Origin of the sequence: Paenibacillus sabuli (assembly GCF_014705605.1) — a bacterium.
Classification (GTDB): domain Bacteria; phylum Bacillota; class Bacilli; order Paenibacillales; family Paenibacillaceae; genus Paenibacillus_D; species Paenibacillus_D sabuli.
Map to the genome: position 1 here is coordinate 94,424 of NZ_JACXIZ010000017.1, position 20,970 is coordinate 115,393.

At 58.5% G+C, this 20,970-nt stretch carries 26 protein-coding genes; 18 read left to right on the forward strand and 8 right to left on the reverse strand.

Annotated elements, in window-relative coordinates:
- Positions 1-16 precede the first annotated feature (16 nt).
- Positions 17-736: a Cthe_2314 family HEPN domain-containing protein gene (locus tag IDH44_RS10905; RefSeq protein WP_190917530.1), complete on the forward strand. Its 720-nt coding sequence runs from the start codon at positions 17-19 to the stop codon at positions 734-736.
- Between the two features lie 69 nt (positions 737-805).
- Positions 806-1,576: an SDR family oxidoreductase gene (locus IDH44_RS10910; RefSeq protein ID WP_190917709.1), complete on the forward strand. Its 771-nt coding sequence runs from the start codon at positions 806-808 to the stop codon at positions 1,574-1,576.
- Positions 1,577-1,679: 103 nt separating this feature from the next.
- On the opposite strand, the gene IDH44_RS10915 is transcribed toward IDH44_RS10910, so the two are convergent.
- Complete coding sequence (locus IDH44_RS10915) at positions 1,680-1,922, reverse strand: NifU family protein (protein ID WP_190917532.1); 243 nt, start codon at positions 1,920-1,922, stop codon at positions 1,680-1,682.
- Positions 1,923-2,005: 83 nt separating this feature from the next.
- On the opposite strand from IDH44_RS10915, the gene IDH44_RS10920 reads away from it, so the two are divergent.
- Positions 2,006-2,275 carry a YuzB family protein gene (locus tag IDH44_RS10920; protein ID WP_190917711.1) on the forward strand — a complete coding sequence of 90 codons (270 nt, stop codon included), beginning with the start codon at positions 2,006-2,008 and terminating at the stop codon, positions 2,273-2,275.
- A gap of 180 nt (positions 2,276-2,455) precedes the next feature.
- On the opposite strand, the gene IDH44_RS10925 is transcribed toward IDH44_RS10920, so the two are convergent.
- Both IDH44_RS10925 and mqnE read right to left on the reverse strand, forming a co-directional pair.
- On the reverse strand, positions 2,456-3,517 hold the full coding sequence (locus IDH44_RS10925; RefSeq protein WP_190917534.1) for an NAD(P)/FAD-dependent oxidoreductase: 1,062 nt from the start codon (positions 3,515-3,517) through the stop codon (positions 2,456-2,458).
- 41 nt (positions 3,518-3,558) lie between these two features.
- On the reverse strand, positions 3,559-4,662 hold the full coding sequence (gene mqnE / locus IDH44_RS10930; protein WP_190917536.1) for an aminofutalosine synthase MqnE: 1,104 nt from the start codon (positions 4,660-4,662) through the stop codon (positions 3,559-3,561).
- A gap of 447 nt (positions 4,663-5,109) precedes the next feature.
- Here mqnE and erpA point away from each other — a divergent pair, with 447 nt between their 5' ends.
- Positions 5,110-5,469 carry an iron-sulfur cluster insertion protein ErpA gene (erpA, locus tag IDH44_RS10935; protein WP_190917538.1) on the forward strand — a complete coding sequence of 120 codons (360 nt, stop codon included), beginning with the start codon at positions 5,110-5,112 and terminating at the stop codon, positions 5,467-5,469.
- Between the two features lie 429 nt (positions 5,470-5,898).
- On the opposite strand, the gene IDH44_RS27155 is transcribed toward erpA, so the two are convergent.
- Positions 5,899-6,885 (reverse strand): methyl-accepting chemotaxis protein, encoded by a 987-nt coding sequence (locus IDH44_RS27155; RefSeq protein ID WP_190917540.1) that lies wholly within the window; start codon positions 6,883-6,885, stop codon positions 5,899-5,901.
- Positions 6,886-7,146: 261 nt separating this feature from the next.
- On the opposite strand from IDH44_RS27155, the gene IDH44_RS10945 reads away from it, so the two are divergent.
- Complete coding sequence (locus tag IDH44_RS10945; protein WP_190917542.1) at positions 7,147-7,818, forward strand: YheC/YheD family protein; 672 nt, start codon at positions 7,147-7,149, stop codon at positions 7,816-7,818.
- Positions 7,819-8,070: 252 nt separating this feature from the next.
- Entirely contained in the window at positions 8,071-8,214 is a 144-nt protein-coding gene (locus IDH44_RS26965) for a sporulation histidine kinase inhibitor Sda (RefSeq protein ID WP_190917713.1), read from the forward strand.
- Positions 8,215-8,326: 112 nt separating this feature from the next.
- Here IDH44_RS26965 and IDH44_RS10955 read toward each other — a convergent pair whose 3' ends face one another.
- A complete protein-coding gene (locus IDH44_RS10955) occupies positions 8,327-9,325 on the reverse strand; it encodes an NAD(P)/FAD-dependent oxidoreductase (RefSeq protein ID WP_190917544.1) in 999 nt (332 codons plus the stop codon).
- Positions 9,326-9,640: 315 nt separating this feature from the next.
- Here IDH44_RS10955 and IDH44_RS10960 point away from each other — a divergent pair, with 315 nt between their 5' ends.
- Positions 9,641-10,834 carry an NAD(P)/FAD-dependent oxidoreductase gene (locus IDH44_RS10960; protein WP_190917546.1) on the forward strand — a complete coding sequence of 398 codons (1,194 nt, stop codon included), beginning with the start codon at positions 9,641-9,643 and terminating at the stop codon, positions 10,832-10,834.
- Complete coding sequence (locus tag IDH44_RS10965) at positions 10,834-11,076, forward strand: hypothetical protein (protein ID WP_190917547.1); 243 nt, start codon at positions 10,834-10,836, stop codon at positions 11,074-11,076. The genes IDH44_RS10960 and IDH44_RS10965 overlap by 1 nt, the downstream gene beginning before the upstream one ends.
- Before the next feature lie 62 nt (positions 11,077-11,138).
- On the opposite strand, the gene hemQ is transcribed toward IDH44_RS10965, so the two are convergent.
- Positions 11,139-11,885: a hydrogen peroxide-dependent heme synthase gene (gene hemQ / locus IDH44_RS10970; RefSeq protein WP_190917549.1), complete on the reverse strand. Its 747-nt coding sequence runs from the start codon at positions 11,883-11,885 to the stop codon at positions 11,139-11,141.
- A gap of 151 nt (positions 11,886-12,036) precedes the next feature.
- Between hemQ and IDH44_RS10975 the strand changes: the two genes are divergently transcribed.
- From IDH44_RS10975 to dnaI, 3 genes are all read left to right on the forward strand, one after another.
- Positions 12,037-12,324 carry a YuiB family protein gene (locus tag IDH44_RS10975; protein ID WP_190917551.1) on the forward strand — a complete coding sequence of 96 codons (288 nt, stop codon included), beginning with the start codon at positions 12,037-12,039 and terminating at the stop codon, positions 12,322-12,324.
- Positions 12,325-12,465: 141 nt separating this feature from the next.
- Positions 12,466-13,980 carry a replication initiation and membrane attachment family protein gene (locus IDH44_RS10980; RefSeq protein WP_190917553.1) on the forward strand — a complete coding sequence of 505 codons (1,515 nt, stop codon included), beginning with the start codon at positions 12,466-12,468 and terminating at the stop codon, positions 13,978-13,980.
- Between the two features lie 12 nt (positions 13,981-13,992).
- Entirely contained in the window at positions 13,993-14,955 is a 963-nt protein-coding gene (gene dnaI, locus IDH44_RS10985) for a primosomal protein DnaI (RefSeq protein WP_190917555.1), read from the forward strand.
- Positions 14,956-15,093: 138 nt separating this feature from the next.
- On the opposite strand, the gene IDH44_RS10990 is transcribed toward dnaI, so the two are convergent.
- Positions 15,094-15,423, reverse strand: a complete 330-nt coding sequence (locus IDH44_RS10990; RefSeq protein WP_190917557.1) for a helix-turn-helix domain-containing protein — start codon at positions 15,421-15,423, stop codon at positions 15,094-15,096.
- A 155-nt stretch (positions 15,424-15,578) separates the two neighbouring features.
- Between IDH44_RS10990 and IDH44_RS10995 the strand changes: the two genes are divergently transcribed.
- From IDH44_RS10995 to IDH44_RS11010, 4 genes are read left to right on the forward strand one after another with little or no spacing between them, the layout of a single operon-like run.
- Complete coding sequence (locus IDH44_RS10995; protein ID WP_190917559.1) at positions 15,579-16,232, forward strand: hypothetical protein; 654 nt, start codon at positions 15,579-15,581, stop codon at positions 16,230-16,232.
- Positions 16,192-16,704 carry an accessory gene regulator B family protein gene (locus IDH44_RS11000; protein ID WP_190917561.1) on the forward strand — a complete coding sequence of 171 codons (513 nt, stop codon included), beginning with the start codon at positions 16,192-16,194 and terminating at the stop codon, positions 16,702-16,704. The genes IDH44_RS10995 and IDH44_RS11000 overlap by 41 nt, the downstream gene beginning before the upstream one ends.
- 4 nt (positions 16,705-16,708) lie before the next feature.
- A complete protein-coding gene (locus IDH44_RS11005; protein WP_190917563.1) occupies positions 16,709-16,831 on the forward strand; it encodes a cyclic lactone autoinducer peptide in 123 nt (40 codons plus the stop codon).
- A gap of 16 nt (positions 16,832-16,847) precedes the next feature.
- The gene (locus IDH44_RS11010; RefSeq protein ID WP_190917565.1) at positions 16,848-17,213 is read left to right on the forward strand and encodes a LytTR family transcriptional regulator DNA-binding domain-containing protein; all 366 of its coding nucleotides are present in this window, start codon (positions 16,848-16,850) and stop codon (positions 17,211-17,213) included.
- 108 nt (positions 17,214-17,321) lie between these two features.
- Here the strand turns inward: IDH44_RS11010 and IDH44_RS11015 are convergent, their stop codons facing one another.
- The gene (locus IDH44_RS11015) at positions 17,322-17,765 is read right to left on the reverse strand and encodes a protein-tyrosine phosphatase family protein (RefSeq protein ID WP_190917567.1); all 444 of its coding nucleotides are present in this window, start codon (positions 17,763-17,765) and stop codon (positions 17,322-17,324) included.
- Between the two features lie 203 nt (positions 17,766-17,968).
- On the opposite strand from IDH44_RS11015, the gene IDH44_RS11020 reads away from it, so the two are divergent.
- From IDH44_RS11020 to cysT, 3 genes are all read left to right on the forward strand, one after another.
- Complete coding sequence (locus IDH44_RS11020; RefSeq protein ID WP_190917568.1) at positions 17,969-18,793, forward strand: alpha/beta hydrolase family protein; 825 nt, start codon at positions 17,969-17,971, stop codon at positions 18,791-18,793.
- Positions 18,794-18,944: 151 nt separating this feature from the next.
- Complete coding sequence (locus tag IDH44_RS11025; RefSeq protein ID WP_190917570.1) at positions 18,945-20,090, forward strand: sulfate ABC transporter substrate-binding protein; 1,146 nt, start codon at positions 18,945-18,947, stop codon at positions 20,088-20,090.
- Between the two features lie 39 nt (positions 20,091-20,129).
- A complete protein-coding gene (gene cysT, locus IDH44_RS11030) occupies positions 20,130-20,963 on the forward strand; it encodes a sulfate ABC transporter permease subunit CysT (protein ID WP_190917572.1) in 834 nt (277 codons plus the stop codon).
- The last annotated feature ends 7 nt before the right edge of the window (positions 20,964-20,970 follow it).

Consider the following 20,970-nt stretch of genomic DNA (forward strand, 5'->3'; position numbering starts at 1 on the left):
AAAGGGGGCTAGGCCAATGCTGCGCACGCTGCTCGGACAACCGCCGCGCACGCCCGAGGGGCGCACGGCGCGCACGATCAAGGCGATGGAGCACTTCATCGCACAGCTGATTCAGCAGCGCGAGGCTGCGGCGCATGATTACGAAGTGGCCAAAAAGCTGCGCACCTACGAGATCTGGACGCTTGGCCTGGTCGCTTCGCTGGATGAGCTGGAGGAGAGCCGCTTTGCCTCACACTATTTTGCGTCTCGCATCGACGCGGAATACTTGAGCGAGATGAACGAGGCCGAGCTGCTCGATTATGCGCGTTACGTTTATTTCGATAAAAACGCCTTCATCCGCATCTTCTCGCTGCTGGACAAGCTGGGTACGCTGCTCAACGATCTGCTCGCACTCCGGACGGAGCGCATGAAGCGGCAATTCTCGTATTTTACCGTCGTGCGGCGCATGAGCGGGGAGCCTGCGCATCAAGCGCTGTGGAAGCGTCTGGAGGCGGTGAAGGAGCAGCACCGCGAGCCGATCTCGCGGCTGCGCAAGCGGCGCAATACGGAGATTCACTTCATGAATTCGGAAATGCACGACGATCTGCTGCATCTGAACGCCGGTCTGGAGGAAGAAGCGCGGCTGGAGGATATCCGCGCTCAGCTGGCCACGCTCGACCGCGGCTGCGAGATGGTCAAGGACTCACTGCGGCTGGCCTTCGAGTATGCGGTGGACAGGATGAGGGAAGCGCGCTGATGTGCTATACTGATCGTGCATGGCGGCTTGCCCGCAGATGGAGAACGGGGGGGAATCGCATCCGTGGAGTTGAAGGGCAAAACGGCACTCATTACGGGAAGTGCCAAAGGGCTCGGGAAAAGTACTGCGCTGCATCTGGCCCGCATGGGATGCAATATCGTGATCAATTATGTCCATAGCGAGCGCGAGGCCGGACAGCTCTGTGCCGAGCTCGAGGCGCGCGGCGTGCGCGCGGCGGCGATCCAGGCCGATATCGCCGACCCGGAGCAGACGGAGCGGCTCGCGGAGCAGGCCGAGCGGGAGATGGGCGGCATTGATATCCTCGTCAACAACGCCGGGCCGTTCATCCGCGAGCGGCGGCTGTTCGCCAATTATGCACGCGAGGAGATCCTCGGCTTGGTCAGCGGCAATCTGCTCGGCGTGATGCTGCTCGACCACAAGCTGCTGACTGGAATGCGGGCGCGCAACTGGGGACGAATCATCCACTTCGGCTTCGGACACGCCGGCGAGGCGCGGGCCTGGCCGCAGCGGGCCGTCTACGCCGCGGCGAAGACGGGACTCGTCTCCTTCACCAAGACGCTCGCAGTGGAGGAAGCATCGTATGGCATCACGGTCAACATGATCTGCCCCGGCGATATTCGCGGCGCCAACAAGGAGCGCACGATCGACGAGGTGCAAGGCGAGACCGACGAGGAGGCGCCGCGCGGACGCCCGGGGACCGGCGAGGATATCGCCCGCGCGATCGGATTCCTGTGCGAGGCGCGGTCCGATTTTATCACCGGCAACATCCTCGACGTGACCGGCGGGCTTGATCCGATTCGCGGCACGCTCAAGGGATGATCAACTTTTATCCGTTCCAAAAAAAAGCGTCTCGCCGCCGAATCATTCGGAAGCAAGACGCTTTGTTGTACAAGTATAGTGAAGACCTACACTTTGTATGCTTTTAAAATACTTGGACGACCTCTTGCACACCTTCGACCTCTTCGACGAGGGCGCGTTCGATGCCGGCTTTCAGCGTAATCGTGGAGCTCGGGCAGCTGCCGCAAGCACCCATCAGCTTGAGCTTGACGATGCCGTCTTCGACATCCACCAATTCGACGTCTCCGCCGTCGCGCTGCAGGAAGGGCCGAAGCTTGTCGAGCACGTCCAGCACTTCGTCGTACTTTGAGGTTTGTGTATCGCTCATTGCAATCCACTCCTTTCTTTCTTTATTATAGTACAAAACGAGCCAAATGAAAATGGTTCGCATAAGGTTAGGTGAAAAAAATGATCAAGCCGATCGTGGAATTTTGCACAAGCAACATGCATCACGGCACCGACAAGGTCATGCGCGAGCTGGAACAGGACCCGGAGGTCGATGTCATCGAGTACGGCTGCCTGGGCAATTGCGGCGAATGCTACCTGTTCCCTTACGCTATGGTAAATGGCGAAATCGTCGCCGCCGAAACGGCCGATGAATTGCGGGATCGCATTGCCGCTTCGATCGAAGAGCAAAAACAGCACACCAGCCAGCTCGACAAGCTTATTGACGATCTATAGAAGCGTGGTGAAAAAGTGCCAGAGTGGCCGAAAATGCGTTGGAGAAGCGAAGCGTCCGCCATCTTGCTCCTCGATTTATTCTTCTTCTTAGAGAGATAAATTCAAGAAATCGAGGAGGAACGGCGGTCGGAAATGCATTTCGGGCACGGCGGCGTTCGTTTTTCACCACTCTTTTAATGCTTAACCGAAATGATGCTTGGACATCCACAGGACGCCGCTCTTGAGCACGCGCGGCACGTACCCCATAATCGGCGTCTTGCCCATAATGCCGAACCCGGCTTTTTTGCCGAGCGAGCCGAGCACGCCCTTGAGCTTGATCTTGCCGAGCCGGGGCGCCTTGCCGGCCCAAAAAGCCTCCATGACCTCGGCAACCTGCTTGCCCTGCGCTTCGGCGGCCTGAGCGCTCGGCGAGAACGGCAGGCTGGCGCAGTCGCCAATGACAAAAATGTCGGGATAATCCGGCAGCTGGTGATGCGGATTGATCACGAGCCGACCCTGCGTATCCTTGGGCAGCTGCAGCTGTTGGACGAGCGGGACCGGCTGAATGCCGGCCGTCCAGACCGTCACGTCTGTAGCGATCTCGGTCTCGCGGTCGTAGACGACGCCTTGCTCCAGACGCGTAATCGAGGTATGGCCGCACATCTGCACGTCATGCGCCTCGAACCAGGAGGACACGTAGCGCTGCAGCTTGCCGGGAAAAGCGGACAGAATCGTCGGCCCGCGATCCAGGATGCGAATGTTCAGGTCGGGCCGGCTCTCCCGCAGCTCCGCCGCGACTTCGACGCCGCTCAGTCCGCCGCCTACAATCGTCACCTGGCCGTAAGGCTTGGCGTCGCCGAGCAGATGGTAGGTCCGGCGCGCAGCGGCAAAGGTCTGCAGCGAGACGGAGTGCTGCTCCGCGCCTTCGATGCCGTGATATTTGTCGGTGCAGCCGAGCGCAATCGCCAGCCATTCGTATTGGACGGGATCGCGTCCCTCCATCAGCACCTGCTTGGTCGCCGGATCGATTCCCGTCACCTCGCCGTGCGTGACGATCAGGCGCGGATCGGAAGGGTAGGAGACACGCAGCTCGTAATCCGATACCGTGCCGGCCGCCAGCGCATAATATTCCGTCTTCAGGCCCTGGAACGGCATGCGGTCGATGAGCACGATGACCGTATCGTTCGGCAGTTCCTTCTCCAGCAGCTCCTGCGCCAGCGTCAGACCGCCGTACCCGCCACCCAGGATGACAAATTGCTTCATAGTCCTATCCCAACCTTTTTGGAATTTTTCCGTGCGGCGCCTTATTCGTATACCTTGATCTTGTTGTAGAAGGTATCGCGCTCGATCGGCGTGCGGCCCGCGCCCTTGACGAGCCAGATCAGATCCTCTCGCGTGATGCCGCTCGGCGTCAGCGCGCCTGCGGCGTGGCTGATCCGCTCGCGCACCAACGTGCCGTGTACGTCGCTGGCGCCCATCGTCAGTGCCACCTGGGTAAGCTGGGTGCCGATGTTGATGAAATAGGCCTTGATGTGCTGAATGTTGTCCAGCATCAGACGGCTGATGGCAATCGTCTTCAGATCCTCAAAGGCGGAATTGCGGCGGCGGATGCCGGCCTTCGGGCTTTTGGGCTGCATGGAGAGCGGGATAAAGACCATGAAGCCGTTCGTTTCGTCCTGAAGCTCGCGAATTTTGACCATATGGTCGATCCGCTGGGCATGGCTTTCGATCGATCCGTACAGCATTGTCGTATGCGTGCGCAGGCCGAGCTGATGCGCCGTCCGGTGGACCTCCAGATATTCGCTTACGTTGGCCTTGTCCACGCGCATTTTTTGACGGTATTGATCGGACAGAATCTCTGCACCGCCGCCGGTTAGCGTGTCAAGGCCGGCCTTGCGCAGCTCTTGCAGCACCTCGCCGTAGCTTAGCCCGCTGATGCGCGAAAAAAAGTCGATTTCCGCGGCGGTGTATGCCTTCAGCGTGACGTGCGGATATTGTTTTTTCAGCGCCGCAAGGCTGTCTACATAGTATTGGAACGGAACATGCGGATTATGTCCGCCGACAATATGGAATTCCCGCACCCCGGGATGAATATGCTGGTCGACGTATTCGATCATCTGCTCGCCGCTCAGCGTATAAGAGCCTTCCTCGCCCTCGTCCTTGCGGAAGTTGCAAAAGGCGCAATGCGCTTCGCAAACATTGGTAAAATAAAGACTCAGATTTTCGATAAAATAAACGTCGGTGCCGTTTTTGCGCAAATTCGCTTCGTTGGCCATTTGTCCAATGGTCAGCAAATCGTCGGAGCGGTATAAAAACTCGCCGTCCCCGGCGGTAAGCCGCTCGCCGTGCTTGACTTTCTCCACGATGTCCTGCATGCGCTTGTCCGGACTGGATACGATGGTATTCATGGCAGGAGCCTCCTTCGATAAAAATGGCCTGATTCATATAAGGGCCTGATTAATTGCCGGTCGGCAGCGAAGATGCCGACCGGCTGAATTGTAAAAGGTCAAGGTTGAATGACAAAATGTTTGTGAAAAAAGGAACAAGGTTAGTCTGAAAAGTGGCTCGATTTCTTTTCATTATAAACCTGTTGCGATAAAGCGGCAACCATAAAAGTCAACCAATCTTCAAAATTCAACACGTTCTCGTGCGAGCTGCAAAACAGCAGACCCGCCAACCAGCCCTCTTGCGAGCTGCAAAAGTCCACCGACCAGCGTTCAAATTTTTCGGCCAGACTTGAGCGAATTTTTAAAAAGCAGTATACTGGAGCTGTAAATGAAAAGCAGGCGCGCTGTTGAGGGCGATTGCCGCCGGCCGAGAGCCGGCTCGATTTTTCAAGAACGGAGGGATTTTCTATGATTCAAATTAGCGATAGCGCATCGAATAAAATTCGTGAAATGCTGGCCGAGGAAGAAACGCCCGATTTGTTTTTGCGCATTGGCGTCAAGGAAGGCGGCTGCAGCGGCTTTTCCTATGGCATGGGCTTCGACGACGAGCAGCAGGAGACCGACGAGGCCTTGGAGCTGCAGGGGCTCAAGGTGGTCGTGGATCAGGACAGCATGAAATATTTGAACGGTCTGCAGATAGACTTCAAGGAATCGGCGATGGGGGGCGGGTTCACCATCGAGAATCCGAACGCCTCCGCGACCTGCGGCTGCGGTTCCTCGTTTCGCACGGCGACCGACGCGGGCAAGCCGAGTCCGGAGCAGTGCTAGAGGCTGCGGTTAATATCCGGAATCTGCGGATTAATCATTAAGATTCGGTCGATTGAATCGTTGGATAAACGATTGCAAGTTCATAAGCAAGCACGTGGCGGCTCCCTGGGGGAGCCGTTTTTTTTGAAGGAAATAAGCGTAAAATGTGAGGCTGCACGGCGGAAAACGCTCAGGTGGTTGAAATAAGCGTAAATTATGAGGTTACAGGGTTGTCGGGCCGGATGAGCGCCTTGCATGCGGCGCATAGATATTTGCTGTTCATGTTGAATCAGGCAGGCTCTCGCATCGAGAACCTGCCTGATTCGCATGCCCGCAATTTCTCAGGCCTTCAAAGTTCGCATGCCCGCAAGTTCGCAGCCTCTCGAATCGATCTGCATCAGAATGAGCTGCGCGCGTCCGCGAGGATCGCTTGCCGGTTGATTGTGCGCGCTAACCGGTTTCCTCCAATTCGGATTGCTTCGAAACGGAGTGCTGCTCCCCGGTATCGGAATGCTCCGCCATACCCAGCCCGTTGGCTTGCGCATCGAGCTGCTGTGCAGCCGCATGAATGCCCTGGAAGGCGGCGACCGCTTGCCTGACCTGTTGCTCGCAGGCTGCGATCATGCGCTTGGTCTGGTCGGTGCCGGCTCCGATGCGCGCGACTTGCTGCGATACATTCTCGACACGGCTGCGCGCCTCCGTCGTCGCTTCTTCGACTCGTTCGGCCAGCTTGCGCACCTCCGCGGCCACCACATCAAAGCCGCGGCCGAACTCGCCGGCATGGGCCGCCTGGATGGCGGCGTTCAACGCCAGAAGATGTGTCTGCGAGGCGATCTCCCGTATCGTGCCGACCAGCCCTTCGATCAAGCGCATATGCTCGCTGAGCGTGTGCAGCGCGGCTGCGTTCGCTTCGCCCTCCTGCACGGCGTTGTCCATTGTAGCGGTCATCAAGCGGCTGTTCTCCACGCCAGCGTCCGCTTTTTGCTTTAATTCCTCCGCCATCGCCTGCAATTGATCGATCAGGCGCTCGTCGGCTTGCTCCCGCGCCGTAATGTCGGTCGCCAGCTTGAGCACGGCCCGCACGTCGCCCTGCTCGTCCAGGATCGGCATGTAGGTCGCTTCCAGCCATAGCAGCTCGCCTCTGCGCGAGACGCGCTGAATCTTATCCTGTACTTGCCGCCCTTCACGCAGTTGGCGCCAGAGCGCCGCGTAGGCGGGGCTGGCGACGTATTCGGGCGTGCAGAATTGAGTATGATTCATACCGACGAGCGTCTCGGTACGATAACGGAGCGCCACTGCGAAGTTGGTGTTGGCCCATAATACTTGTCCATCCAGGTCAAATTCGATCATGGCCAGCGATTGTTCCACTGCGGCAAGAACAGCGACGGGATCCAGCACTTGCGACGAACGAAGAGTCGAGAGCGGTTTTCTTTCCATCTTGGGTGTAAGCTCCTTTTCTAAATTATCGCCTTGGTCAAGATTCTTTCTTTCTTATACGCTGCAGGATGCTTTTTGGATGTACCCAATCTGAAATTGTTTGATCGGTAGCTAAAATAAATGATCGGTCATGTCATGTGCGGAATTTCAAGTGCGCACAGACAACCATCCAAGAGCCGCGGCATGCTGCGACATATGTATAACACATGCAGAAGTCTGGCCGGACCCAGCCGGCAAAGACTACGGAAAGGAGTCCAGCTGATGGCGGAGACGAACAGCAGGCAATTGGCCAGCAAATGGACCAAAACGGCGGCTCTGATGAGCAATCAAACGATTGCTTCGCATATTCCGGAAACACGCATGTACAGCAAGAGCAACTTGCTCATGATGCTGAACGTGCATGCCATGGTGGTCATCAAGCCGGTCGTAGGAGGCGGAGGCCACGGCGTCATCAAGGTCGCCCGCGAGCAAGGCGGATACAGCTACACGTACAAAACGGAACGCAAAAGCTGCGCGACCTTCAACGGCTTGGCCGATGCGCTCCAAGGCATGCAGCGCAGCAGAAGGTACTTGATTCAGAAGGGCATTCAGCTGGCGTCCATTCAAGGGCGTCCCATCGATTACCGTGTCAAATATGTCAAGGAGGGCGGGCGCTGGAGCTATCGAGCGATGGTGGGCCGATTGGCGCGCAAAGGGCTGTTCGTGACCAACCTGTGCCGCGGAGGCGAGCAACTCAGCGCTTCGGAAGGTTTGCGGCAGTCGCTCGCACCGGGCCAGGTCAGGCGCAAAAAAAGGGAGATGCGCAAATTGACGGCGCTCTCCACACGGGTGTTGGAGCAGCACTTCCCCGGGATCGGACAGCTCGGATTCGATTACGGCATTGATAAAAAAGGGAAAGTATGGATTTTTGAAGTCAATACGCGACCCTCGTAAACGTTACAAACTTGATAGTTTTGGGTAATGTTGGTGCATAGCCTTATTAAAGATTTTTATTAACAAAAGCAGACGGACGGGTGTGGATAACCTTATCCCCATTATCCCGTCCGAAAAAACCTAACATTCGACGATTATCCACATCACATCCACACCGAATCCACAACGGGGTGTGGATAATCGGAACGCTTGTTCTCTATCGATTGGACATGCTATGATAGAGAGGAAGAATTTAGGAAGGGTGTGAAGGCTGTGCATATTCTTTCGGACGACATTTTGGTAGAATCGTACGAACTGGCTTTGCAGCTCAAGCTGGATCCTGAATTTGTTCAATTGCTGCTAGACGAGATGCATCGTCGATCTCTCTCATCGGAAGTGAACCGCGTCGGAGCCTGAACGGCTAATTGACGATAAATGGCGCCCGAGGTGCCTCTAACAAAATTTTGGCATCCCAGACCAGCCGGCCGGGATGCCTCTTGTCGTGCTTGGGCCCAAGGCAATAGAGGTATTATAGCTTCATGTTGCTGCTGTGTCCGGGCGAGAGCTTGGCGGTCGGATCGATATACACCTTGGCGTTGTTGATGGCGGTGGGCGCTTCGCCGAATCCGACCGCGATCAGCTTCAGCTTGCCCGGATAGGTGGTGATGTCGCCGGCAGCGAATATGCCCGGAATGCTTGTCTCCATGCGCGAATCGACAACGATCGAGCCGCCTTCGATATCCAGGCCCCATTCGGCGATCGGCCCGAGGCTGGAGACGAAGCCGAAGTTGACGATGACCGCGTCGACGTCCAGCGTGGTGACCTCTTTGGTTTTGACGTGCTGCAGGGTGGCCACCTGAATGAAGCCGTCGCCGTGCAAGCCGGTAATTTCCGTCGGGGTCAAGATCTCGACGCTGGATTTGAGCAGATTTTCGACACTGTGCTCGTGGGCGCGGAACTTGTCGCGCCGGTGGATGAGCGTCACCTTTTCCGCGATCGGCTCAAGCATCAGCGCCCAGTCGACGGCCGAATCGCCGCCGCCGCTGATCAATACTTTCTGCCCTTTGAACTGATGCAGATCATTGACGAAATAGTGCAGGTTTTTCTTTTCGTACTGCGCCGCTTCCGGCAGCTCCAGCCGCCGCGGCTCGAAGGCGCCGACGCCGCCCGTGATAATCACGGCCCGGGCAAGGTGAGTCGCTTTGTCGGTCGTAATTTCGAACAGACGCTCTTCCTTTTTGACGACGCCGAGCACTTTTTCTTCAAGACAAATTTCAGGATCGAAATGCGCCATTTGCCGGCGCAGCTGATCGACAAGCTCCTGTGCGGTGACTTTTGGGAATCCGGCGACGTCGTAAATATATTTCTCCGGATACAAGGCGGCGAGCTGCCCGCCGAGTTGGGGCATGCTTTCGATAATTTTGACCGAAGCCTTGCGCATGCCCCCGTAGAATGCGGCGAACATGCCGGCCGGCCCGCCGCCGATCACGGCAATATCCACAACCTGAGGGAGTTCCTGACTGTTCAACGATGCACACCTCCAAGAAAATATAATACCTTTTTCATTATAAGGGTAACCCGAACGACAGGGAAATAAATTATTTGTATGTTTTTCTAAACTTTTTCGTATAATTTGTACTTGAACTTTTGCGCAAAAGCCGATATGATGTCAGATGTACATGAGCATTTAGAGCTGCCTCTCGCTTCAACATAGGGAATGCGCGACAAACCACGAATGAGATCTAAAACCTTTAACTTGGTTTGTGTAATTTTTCACAATGTTTTGCAACATAGCATGACCAAGCCAGACAAACTAAGAATGAAGAATGGAAGGGATTCAACGATGAGCAACATACCGAAGATTGTTATTCTTGGCGCAGGATACGGCGGCGTCCTGACTGCGCTGCGCCTGCAAAAAGAACTGAATTACAACGAAGCGGACGTGACCCTGGTCAACAAGCATGACTATCATTACATCACGACGCATCTGCACATGCCGGCCGCGGGCACGGACAATCCGGAAAACGCGCGCGTGAGCATCTCCAAGCTGATCGACGAATTCAAAATCGACTTCGTCAAATCGACGGTGGTGCAAATTCGTCCGCAGGATAAGAAAGTCATTCTCGAGGACGGCACGCTCTCCTACGACTACCTGGTCATCGGCGTCGGCGGCGAGCCGGAGACATTCGGCATCCCGGGCATGCTCGAGCATGCGATGAACATCCGCAGCATCAACTCGGTCCGCCTGATTCGCGAGCATATCGAGTATCAATTTGCCCGCTTCAAGCGCGAGCCGCACCGTACGGATTATTTGACGTTCGTCGTCGGCGGCGCCGGCTTCACGGGCATCGAGTTCGTCGGCGAGCTGTCCGACCGCATTCCGGAGCTGTGCAAGCAGTTCGACGTCGATCCTTCGATCGTGCGCCTGTACAACATCGAGGCGGCGCCTACTGCATTGCCGGGCTTCGACCCCGAGCTCGTGGAATACGCGATGAACGTGCTGTCCAAAAAAGGCGTGACCTTCAAAATCGGCACGGCGATCAAAGAGTGCACGGCTGACGGCGTCATCGTCGGCGAAGGCGAGGAGATCCGCTCGCAGACGGTGATCTGGACCGGCGGCATCCGCGGCAACCGGCTGATCGAGGAAGCCGGCTTCGAAACGATGCGCGGCCGCGTGAAGGTGGACGAGCATCTGCGTGCGCCGGGCCACGAGAACATCTATATCGTCGGCGACAACTCGCTGATCATCAATCCCGAGGGACGGCCTTACCCGCCGACGGCTCAGATCGCCATGCAGCAGGGCGTGCTCTGCGCGCATAACCTGGTGGCCTCGATTCGCAATCAGCCGCTCAAGGGCTTCGAATTCAAAAACAAAGGCACCGTGGCATCGCTCGGCAAGGGCGAAGCGATCGGCATTGCCTTTGGCAAGAAATACAAGGGCCGTTTTGCGGCTTGGCTGAAAAAAGCGATTGATTTGCGGTACCTCTTCATCATCGGAGGCATCCCGCTCGTGTTCCGTAAAGGGAAATTCCTCTAATGCGACATTGCAGCGTACAAGTCCGAGGTCTGCTCACACGGGAAGAACTGGATCGGTACAATGCATTAATGGAGGTCGGCGGCTACCTGGAAGCGCAGGGCCGCCACGACCTGGCGTATCCGGTGCAAAAGGAAGTGGATCTGCTGATCCAGCCCGGCATCGAGCGCTTGAAGGAAAAAGGGCGGGCGCGGGATCGCGCCACCCAGGAATATTTGGAACAAAAAAACCGGGATGCGGACTAAAGCCGCATCCCGGTTTTTTTCTGCAAAACAAAAGCTTTAGCCGTTGCGCCCTAAAAGTCGCCTCACAGCTCCAGCGCTCTGAAGGCATCTTCGGCCGGCAGCAGATTGCCGACGTAGAAGTCGCCGAAATCGCCGTAGCGGGCGCTTACCTCGTCGAAGCGCATTTCGTAGACCAGCTTCTTGAACTGAATCGGATCCTCCGCGAACAGGGTGACGCCCCATTCCCAATTGTCAAAGCCGACCGATCCGGTAATGATCTGCTTGACCTTGCCCGCATACTGGCGGCCGATCATGCCGTGGCTGCGCATCATGGCGCGCCGCTCGTCCATGCCGAGCATGTACCAGTTGTCATTGCCCTCGCGCCGCTTGTTCATCGGGTAGAAGCAGACGTGGCGCGCTTTCGGCAGAATCGGCTTGAGCCGCTTTACGATCTCCGGATTGTCCATCGGATCGGCGCCGGGCTGGGTCATATAATTGCTCAGCTCGACGACGCTGACGTACGAATAGGCCGGGCGCAAAAAACGCGCGAACGCCGAGCGGTTCAAGGCCGTCTCGAGCACATTCAGCTCTTCGAGCGTCTCCCGCAGGTGCAGGATCATAATATCGGCCTTCTGTCCGACAATGCTGTACAAGGCGGTACTGCCGGCGCCGGCTTGCTCGCTCTCCATCCATTCGGCATGCAAGGCGGTTAGTTCTTGCCGGGCTTCAGCGCGCTCGTCCGGCGCTGCCAGACGCCAGGCGGTCCAGTCGACGCTGCGGAAGTCGTGGAGGGCGAACCAGCCCTCCAGCGTTTGTGCCACTTCACTCATTTCCTGTCTCGCTCCTTCGGCCCGCAAAATAGGGCCCAGAATTCCACACATGTCCCCACTTTACCACATTTGTCACATCCCCGTAAATTGACTTCCCCCGGGGCATCCTCTAAAATTAGGAAAGCAACGAGTTTCGGGAGGAGTGCGTGGCATGCTGCAGGTTGTCATTGCAATGCTGCTGTTTTTTGTGATGATGTTCGGTATCGGCTTTATTTTGAATATGCTGATGAAAACGACCTGGTTTCCGGTCTATCTGTTTGTCATCGTATTGCTGCCTTTGGGTATCTACTATACGTGGGACGATCAATTGAGCTTCGGCGGCAATCTGACGGCGTATTCGTTCGTGGACGTGCTGCCGGCCATTACCGCACTGATTGGCGCGTTTGTAAGCGGCTGGGCGATGCGGGCGCTGCGGCGCGGCGGCTATCGAATGTTTTAAGGCCAAGGATCCAAAAGAGGCTCTCCTGTAGGGGAGCCTTCCTTTTTTTCTAGAGGCAATGCCGTTATGGGGAATGCCGTCGAATCGACGGCGATAGTGTGTTAAAATGGAGATAACGACGAAGAACGGAGAAGATGCACCATGCGCATCGCCAATATGCACCAGTTCACGGAGCATCATCGTTTTTATATGTACCGCAATTTTGCGCTGAGCGTGCTTGATCGCAAGACGCTGCAGCTGATCTATCAGCCGATGGTCGGGGCCGGGGCCGCTGCGTTCTATGAGCTGCTGTACCACCAGGTCGAGGAAGGCCGGGTCGGCTACTCCGCCATCGAGCCGGCGCGCCGGCTGCTGATTGGCTTGGGCATGGAGCTGCACGAGCAGGCGCGGCGCGAGCTGATCGCGCACGCCTCGCGGCTCGAGGCGGTGGGGCTGCTGCAGACGTCGCGGCTCGTGCTGCCGGGAGAGAGCGACGCGATCTATGAGTTCGAGCTGGCTGCGCCGCTGCATCCGGACGAATTTTTTACGAACCAGCATCTCGCGCTCTACCTGCGCGATCGGATCGGCAAGTTCGCGGTGCTGGCCGCGCGCGACGCCTTCGTGGCGCGCGAGCCGGACGACCTGGCGCTGGCCGAGCTGCCGCGAGACAACATCTCGACGCCGTTTTACGAGCTGTTCCGGCTCAATGCGCAAGTGGTTGACGAGGAGCTCGACCAGGCGCTGGCGGAGGCGGCGCCGACGCGCGCCGCGCCCAGCGCGGCCGTGCCGGAGGAGGCTGTCATCCATTACGGCGAGCTGATCCTGCGCTTCCCCCGCCAGGCTGCCAATCGTCCGCATGTGGAGCGGCTGCGCGGCGACGAGCGGCGGCTGGCCGAGCTCAATTACGTCGCGTACAAGTACGGCCTGGGCGTCGTCGACATCTGCCGGCTGCTGGACGAGGACGGCATCTTCGCGCCGTCGGGCGAGCTGCAGCTCGAGGCGCTGCAGCACAAGGCCAGCCTGCTCTATCAGCAGGACCGCAAGCGCACGGGCGAGCGTCAGCGCATGCTGCATCGGTCGGAGCAGGCGCGTCAGAGCGGCGAGGACAGCGGCGATCCGCCGCAGGAGCACGAGGTGCGCGAGGCCGATCGGCTGCCCGTGCCGGCGCAGCTCGCGGGGCGGTGCGACGTCGCGCAATACAATATGCTGATGCGCAACGAGCCGCACACCCGCTTCCTGCAGCGCTTTTTTCCCGGGGCAGTGCCGGAGTGGATCGATCGGATGATGGAGCGCATCGATGTGAATTACCGACTCCCGGACCCGGTCATCAATGTGCTGGTCCATTACATACTCGGCGGAGAGCAGACGCAGCGCGTCAGCAAGGCTTTCGTCGAAGCGGTGGCGTCGAACATGCTGGTCAAGCAGGTCGACTCGTTCGAGAAGGCCGTCCACTATGTCCGCCAGCAGGCGCAGCAAGAGGAGAAGAAGCAGCGGCGCGGCGCAGACGGCGAGTCGGGCGCGGCATCCGCGGGCGCGGGCGGGCGTGCCTGGAATCGCGGCGGTCGGCGCAAGCCGAGCTTGCCGATCATCGAGGATGTGCCAAGCGGCGGCGAGATGTCGGCCGAGGAACTGGAGGAGATCCGCCGTCTGGCGCGGCGTCTGGACGGCAAGGGTTAAGGAGGGATGGCAATGGAGTCGCTAGGCGATGTATTGAAGCAATGGTCGGGCGGACAGCGGATGCAGGCTCGGGCGGATCAGCTGCGCGAGGAGCTGATGGACGATCCGTTGATCGTCAAGCTGCGCAGCAGCTACACCGAGCTCAGCGACGCGGTGCTGCGGCGCAATCTCAATCTCCTGTATCAATATCGCAACGAGCATCGCAGCTGCACGCATTGCCCGGGCCTCGACCGCTGTCCCAATGCACTGGAGGGGCACTACACGATGCTGGCCGCCGAGGAGCGGGGAGCGGGCGGCGAGGTCGGGCTCGTCGACCGCAAGGTGCCGTGCCGCAAGCTGCTGGCGCGCCGGCATGAGCAGCAGCTGCGCAGCCGCGTGCGGAGCTTCTACATGGACGAGGCTGCGCAGGCCGGAGGCTATTCGGCCGACGAGATCCTCGAGAAGGATCTGGAGCGCGCGAAGGCGGTCGGCAAGCTGATGCAATATATCGACCTGACGCGGCGAGAGGGCCTGCAGCGGCGCGGCCTGTACCTGGCCGGCAAGTTCGGCACGGGCAAGACCTACCTTATGGGCTATATGCTCAGCGAGCTCGCCAAGGCCGGCTATTCCGGCGTCATCGTGTACATGCCGGAGTTCGTGGAGGACCTCAAGTCGATGTTCCAGGAGCCGCATCGCATCCGGGAGACGATCGAGCTGATGAAGGAGACGGATCTGCTCGTCTTCGACGATATCGGCGCGGAGAATCTGAATCCGTGGGTGCGCGATCACGTGCTCGGCACGATTCTCAATTACCGGATGAACCGCAAGCCGACGTTCTATACCTCGAATCAGGACCTGGACGTGCTGGAGCGGCACTTCAGCTTCACGAGCAAGGACGGCGACGAGCTCCACAAGGGACAGCGGCTGATGGACCGGGTCCGCCCCTTCGTCGACTATGTACTGGTGGGCGGGACGAACAAGCGCGGCGCCGATTAAGGGATTCAATAGCAAGTAACGGGATCGGTGGGCGGCGGGCGAGGTGGTCGCTTTTTATGATTTGAACAAAACAGGCATCGCCTTAAAAATGGCGATGCCTGTTTTCCCCTATGCATGTCCAGCGTTTGCAAATGCAAATTAGGCTTTGAAGTCGACAATCTGACGCACGATGGAGGCGATCAGCTTGATCTTCTCGGGGGAGCAGCCCTCCAGCATGTCGATGATTTCGTTGCGCAGGAAATCGTCGGATCGGCTGTTGGTGCCGCTCAATATGTATTCGGTGTTTTTGTCCAATATGACGCACAGCTCGGCCAGACGCTCCAAATTGATCGGCGTGCGTCCGCGCTCGATCTTGCTGATATAGGCGTTGGAGACATCCAAATGCTCCGCCAGCTTCTCCTGTGTCAGGCCCTTGCTCTCGCGGGCCTTGCGAATGCGCTTGCCGATCAGCGCGTAGTCAAAACTCATGCTTGATCACCCACTTTTGACTATATCAATCATCCCAATGCGGTCACATGCATAAAAATTCAACTTGAACCTTAAAGTTCAAAATGCTATAATCGTGTCAAGATTTAACATATAGGTTCATTTTTCGGAGGGTGAATATGGAGGCGGCGCTCGCTTTGCTGTTTTCCATGCTAGAGTCGGTCGCGATGCTGGCCATTATGCTGTCGTTGTTCCGCTATCGCATCGGCGAGTACATGCATTACTATATGTTGGCGGCGCTGCTGTTATCCGTCTTCAGTCACCTGCTCTGGAGTGCAGGCGGGCGCAGCGATTACTTGCCCGCCGGGACTGTACTGTTGTCGGCTGCGGCGATCCGGCTGCGGACGAGCATCGGCGCGGGCGCATCGTTGCTCGTCGCCTGCACCGGCTATCTCGCCTATGGCACCGTACAATCGCTCGTCGTCTGTACGCTGCACGCGGCGGGCTGGATCGATCTGGCCCGGCTCGGGATGCGCACCGGCGATACCTATCTGATGCAGACCTGCAGCTCCGGGCTGCTGCTCGTGCTCGGCAGGCTGCAATACCGCAGCGGACTGGGCTTCACCTTCCGCCTGCGACCGCTGCGCTGGAACAGAGGCGACGCGGCTGTCCTGTGCGTGCTCGGCGCGGCGCTGTTGCTGCTCGCGCTGCTGCCGACGCTGGTCGAAGGCGGGGCCGCGCTCGCCACGGTATTGTTGACGACCTTGCTCGGCGTACTGCTGTATACGCTTCACCGGGAGGAGAGACGCCATGTTGGAGAGGCTGTCGGTCCGGCTCGCGAGCCGGATTAGGGCGGAGGTCCCCGATCATCCGCGCAGCGAGGCCGTACTGGCATACGGGCTCAAGCTGATGTTCAATACTGCGGCCACGCTGCTGCTGGGGGTGTTGCTGGGCATGCTGCTCGGTATGCTGTCCCGCGTCCTCCTGGCGCTTGGCGCCTTTGCGCTCCTGCGCGTGCTGAGCGGCGGCTATCATTTTCGCTCCGCGCTCGTATGCGTCATCGTCTCCTCTGTGGGGGCGGCAGTCCTGGCGTATGTTCAATTGTCTCCGGCGGCAGTCGCGGCGCTCAACGGGATCAACGCCTTGCTCGTGCTCGGCTACGCCCCGTCCGGCATCGAGCGGCAATCGCGCATCCCCGCCGCTTGGTATCCGCACCTGCGCGCGGCGTCACTGTTGATCGTCCTCTCGAATTTTTGGTTTCAGTCCCCCCTGCTGGCTGCGACTTGGTTTTTGCAGGCGGTATCCCTGCTGCGAAGGAGGTGAGAGCATGCGAGCGCGAGCGATCAAGGCGGCGGCGACGCTGATCGGCTGCGTGGCGGTTTTTTCCGTCGCCACGGCCAGCTTTTTGTGGGGCAATCAGCCGGACGTTCCCGAAGAATTACTGACTTAACGTTTGGAGTGGAGGCATGTATATTTCTGCAACCCGCGACAAGGAGGGAGGAGGGCTGGAGAGCATTCCGATCGAGCGCGTCCTGTTTTTGGAGACCTCGCAGAATCGGATACTCGTGCACACGAGCGATGCCGTCTATTATGTAGCGAACACGCTGGAGCGCTGGCTCCACGCCCTCCGATCGGCCGGACAGCCGTTTGAGCAGGTCGACCGCTGCTGCGTCGCCGATCTGTCAAAGGTGAAGGAGCTCGACGCGAAATGGAGCCGTATCTATTTCAGCGAAGGACCGCTTGCGGGGAACAAGCCGTGCAACGTCGCAAGAAGCAATTTTCGCATGATTGCCAAAAAAGTCAATCAACAAAACGACCCCGGGCTGCTCTAGCCCGGGGTCTCGGCGCGTGGACAGGTTGACGTGTCGTCGGCATAATCATGCGAGCAAGCATGCGGCAAACTTGACAAGGGCACCTGCTTCAAGCGTGGCCAAAACGCCTTAAGCGTACAGATTATTGAGCGAGCGCATCAGCTTGGGATGAATCGAGATCGTCGGCCGCATCTTGCGAAGCAACTGCTCGGCATCGTCGATGGTGGAGGCCTTGCCGAAGCGCACCAGCAGCGCGGTCGCCACGCAGCCTGCACGGCTCAAGCCGCCGGAGCAATGAAGCGCGACCTTGTGCCGGCTGTGGACGAGTTTCTCCACCGCGTCGACCGCCTCCTGAATTCGGGATTCCTGATTCTCGCAGCCGTCGAACATCGGCACAAGCAAATAATGCTGCGGGTTCTCCTTGCCTGTCGGCTCCTTCTCGCCGCGCAGGTCGATGACGATATCGCAATGCTCCTTCTCCACCAAGGCCGTCACATCGCTCAGATCGCCCAGCCACACCTTACCCTCGATTAATTCCTGATATGAAGCGGCTCTGCTCGTCACTCCCGGCATTATAATCCCTCCTGAACATAAGGACCGCTACCTCCCCACTGGGCCGATAACGGTCAGTCTATATATGTGTATTAACCGAATATCCAGAAAATGAGACACCCGACATAAAAAAATTGCGGATTGACAGCACCCGATAGGATTGATAAAATGCTCAAAACAAACTAAAAAGGTAGGAATAATAAGTTATGGGGAGCGAATCGATTATGGAACGACACTTTCACATTCGCAGTGCGCCGTGGGAGCTGGCTGCTACGCTGCATTATCCGCCGGAGCGAGAGGACGGACGGGCGCATGAGCGCCTGCCGGCCGTCGTCATCTGCCACGGCTTCCTCGGCAGCCGCATCGGCGAGAACCGGCTGTTCGTCAAGGCGGCCCGCTACCTGAGCGGCCTCGGATATATGGTGCTGCGCTTCGATTATGCCGGCTGCGGCGAGAGCGAGGGCGAATACGGCGAAGGCGGCCTGGACGCGCTGGTCGAGCAGACGCGGCTGGCGCTGGACTATGCGCTCGATATCGACCTGGTCGATCCCGAGCGCGTCATCCTGCTCGGCCACAGCCTCGGCGGCGCCGTCGCGCTGCTCACTGCGGCCGCGGACAAGCGGGTGAAGCGGCTCGTCATGTGGGCGCCGGTGGCGCATCCGTTCACCGATATCGTCGGCATCACCGGCCGCGCCGTGTTCGACGATGCGACCATACAGGGCAGCGCGGACTATCTGGGCTACCGCTTCACACCGGCCTATTTCGAATCGCTGACTGCGCATCAGCCGCTGCGCGAGCTGAGCCGGTTCGGCGGCGATGTGCTGCTCGTGCATGGTACATCGGACGAGGTCATCCCGGTCGATTATACCTTCCTGTACCAGAAGGTGTTCTGGACGAGGAGCGAAGGTCAGTGCGACAAGGAGATCATCCTGCAAGGCGATCATGCCTTCTCCACGCAATCGGCGACGGAGCAGGCGCTGGCGGCGACAGCCCGTTGGCTAGAGGCGGCGCAGCGCCGCCTGGAGGAATGGGATCATTGGAGCATCTGACCGCTATCGCACAGAAAAAAAGGATTGACAACCAAATTAACGTGCTGTATGATTCGTAAATACCAAGTAAAAACATGGGAATAATCGAGTAGCGACCGGACGAACCGGAGCGGCGAGATGAACCACCTAACACGCAAAGGGGTGCAGTTTCATGAAATCGTCCAATCGGGTTCGTCTGTTTGTCGTGCTTGTCACATTGTCGCTCATGCTGGCCGTCGCTGCCTGCGGATCAGGAAGCAACGGGAATTCCTCGTCATCAGGCAACACAGGGGGCGCGCCGGACAACGACGGCGTCGAGGCTGCAGGGTCAAATACGGGCGCACAAAACGAGGAGGTCGCCGACACCAAGGAGCCGAAGCCGCCGGTCCAATTGCTCAATGTCTCCTACGATCCGACGCGCGAGCTTTACGCCGAGTTCAATGTCGCCTTCGCCAAGCATTGGAAGGAAGAAACGGGTCAGGAGGTGACGATCGACCAGTCGCACGGCGGCTCCGGCTCGCAAGGCCGCTCCGTCATCGACGGCATCAAGGCCGATGTGGTCACCTTGGCGCTCGGCTACGATATCGAAGCGATCGCCGACGCAGGCATTATCGATAAGGGCTGGCAGGAGGAATTCGAACGCAACAGCGCGCCGTATACCTCGACCATTGTGTTCCTGGTGCGCGATGGCAACCCGAAAAACATTCAGGACTGGGACGATCTGATCAAGGAGGATGTCGAGGTCATCACGCCTAATCCGAAGACCTCTGGCGGTGCGCGCTGGAATTACCTCGCCGCCTGGGGCTACGCGCTCAAGCAAAACGGCAACGACGAGGAAAAGGCAAAGGAATTTGTCGGCAAGCTGTTCCAAAACGTGCCGGTGCTCGATTCCGGAGCGCGCGGGTCGACAACGACCTTCGTCGAGCGCGAAATCGGCGACGTCCTGCTCGCCTGGGAAAATGAGGCGCTGCTCTCGCTCGAGGAATTCGGCGAAGGCAAGTTCGAAATCGTGACGCCTTCGGTCAGCATCCTGGCGGAGCCGCCGGTCGCGATCGTCGACAAAAGCGTCGAGAGCCGCGGCACGCGCGAGGTGGCGGAGGCGTACCTGGAATACCTGTACTCGGAGGAAGGCCAGGATATTGCAGGCCGCAATTTTTACCGCCCGACGTTGCCGGAGGTAGCCGAAAAATACAAGGACCAGTATCAGGACATCGAGATGTTTGAAATCAACCGCGATTTTGGCGGCTGGGTCAAGGCGCAGGAAAAACACTTTAACGACGGCGGCATCTTTGATCAGATTTATGTGCCGGGGGCTTGAGGGGGCGCGGCAAATGAAGGGTAGGAGGACTGACCTCACATGAAAGGGTCCAAATCCAGACGCGTATTGCCCGGGTTCGGCTTGTCGATGGGCGTCGTCATTTTTTATCTCGGTCTTGTCGTCCTGCTTCCGATTGCAGGAGTCTTCATCAAAACGGCGGGCATGAGCTTGTCCGACTTCTGGGCGGCAGTCTCCAACCCGCGCGTGCTCGCGTCATACCGCATCAGCTTTTTGACCGCGTTCGTCGCGGCTGCGGTGAATCTGATCTTCGGTCCGCTCATTGCCTGGGTGCTGGTGCGCTACCGGTTCCCCGGCAAAAAGGTGATCGACAGTCTCGTCGACCTGCCGTTCGCGCTGCCGACGGCGGTCGCCGGCATCGCACTGACCTCGATCTACGCGCCATCGGGCTGGATCGGCCAGTGGCTGGCGCCGCTCGGGATCAAAGTCGCCTATACGCCGCTCGGCATTATGATTGCGCTGATCTTCATCGGACTTCCCTTCATCGTCCGCACGGTCCAACCGGTCATTCAGGAGCTGGAGCGGGAGACCGAGGAGGCTGCTGTCATGCTGGGCGCCTACCGGCTGCGGACGCTGCGCCGGGTCGTCGTGCCGGAGCTGGTGCCGGCGATGCTGACCGGGTTCGCCATGGCGTTCGCACGGGGAATCGGCGAATACGGCTCGGTCGTCTTTATTTCCGGCAATATGCCGATGCGGACCGAGATTGCGCCGCTGCTGATTCGTACCAAGCTGGAGCAATACGACTACGCCGGCGCGACGGCGATCGCCATGGTCATGCTGATCATTTCGTTCGCCATGCTGCTGGCGATCAATTACTTGCAGTGGCGGGCCAGTCGCCGCGTCGTGATGGAATAGGGGGAGG

Bases quoted from the DNA above. Each gene is read 5' to 3' on its own strand.
- IDH44_RS10905 (WP_190917530.1), top strand. From the start codon at position 17: ATGCTGCGCACGCTGCTCGGACAACCGCCGCGCACGCCCGAGGGGCGC.
- IDH44_RS10915 (WP_190917532.1), bottom strand. From the start codon at position 1,922: ATGAGCGATACACAAACCTCAAAGTACGACGAAGTGCTGGACGTGCTC.
- IDH44_RS10925 (WP_190917534.1), bottom strand. From the start codon at position 3,517: ATGAAGCAATTTGTCATCCTGGGTGGCGGGTACGGCGGTCTGACGCTG.
- mqnE (WP_190917536.1), bottom strand. From the start codon at position 4,662: ATGAATACCATCGTATCCAGTCCGGACAAGCGCATGCAGGACATCGTG.
- erpA (WP_190917538.1), top strand. From the start codon at position 5,110: ATGATTCAAATTAGCGATAGCGCATCGAATAAAATTCGTGAAATGCTG.
- IDH44_RS27155 (WP_190917540.1), bottom strand. From the start codon at position 6,885: ATGGAAAGAAAACCGCTCTCGACTCTTCGTTCGTCGCAAGTGCTGGAT.
- IDH44_RS10945 (WP_190917542.1), top strand. From the start codon at position 7,147: ATGGCGGAGACGAACAGCAGGCAATTGGCCAGCAAATGGACCAAAACG.
- IDH44_RS10960 (WP_190917546.1), top strand. From the start codon at position 9,641: ATGAGCAACATACCGAAGATTGTTATTCTTGGCGCAGGATACGGCGGC.
- IDH44_RS10965 (WP_190917547.1), top strand. From the start codon at position 10,834: ATGCGACATTGCAGCGTACAAGTCCGAGGTCTGCTCACACGGGAAGAA.
- hemQ (WP_190917549.1), bottom strand. From the start codon at position 11,885: ATGAGTGAAGTGGCACAAACGCTGGAGGGCTGGTTCGCCCTCCACGAC.
- IDH44_RS10975 (WP_190917551.1), top strand. From the start codon at position 12,037: ATGCTGCAGGTTGTCATTGCAATGCTGCTGTTTTTTGTGATGATGTTC.
- IDH44_RS10980 (WP_190917553.1), top strand. From the start codon at position 12,466: ATGCGCATCGCCAATATGCACCAGTTCACGGAGCATCATCGTTTTTAT.
- dnaI (WP_190917555.1), top strand. From the start codon at position 13,993: ATGGAGTCGCTAGGCGATGTATTGAAGCAATGGTCGGGCGGACAGCGG.
- IDH44_RS10990 (WP_190917557.1), bottom strand. From the start codon at position 15,423: ATGAGTTTTGACTACGCGCTGATCGGCAAGCGCATTCGCAAGGCCCGC.
- IDH44_RS11000 (WP_190917561.1), top strand. From the start codon at position 16,192: ATGTTGGAGAGGCTGTCGGTCCGGCTCGCGAGCCGGATTAGGGCGGAG.
- IDH44_RS11005 (WP_190917563.1), top strand. From the start codon at position 16,709: ATGCGAGCGCGAGCGATCAAGGCGGCGGCGACGCTGATCGGCTGCGTG.
- IDH44_RS11010 (WP_190917565.1), top strand. From the start codon at position 16,848: ATGTATATTTCTGCAACCCGCGACAAGGAGGGAGGAGGGCTGGAGAGC.
- IDH44_RS11015 (WP_190917567.1), bottom strand. From the start codon at position 17,765: ATGCCGGGAGTGACGAGCAGAGCCGCTTCATATCAGGAATTAATCGAG.
- IDH44_RS11020 (WP_190917568.1), top strand. From the start codon at position 17,969: ATGGAACGACACTTTCACATTCGCAGTGCGCCGTGGGAGCTGGCTGCT.
- IDH44_RS11025 (WP_190917570.1), top strand. From the start codon at position 18,945: ATGAAATCGTCCAATCGGGTTCGTCTGTTTGTCGTGCTTGTCACATTG.
- cysT (WP_190917572.1), top strand. From the start codon at position 20,130: ATGAAAGGGTCCAAATCCAGACGCGTATTGCCCGGGTTCGGCTTGTCG.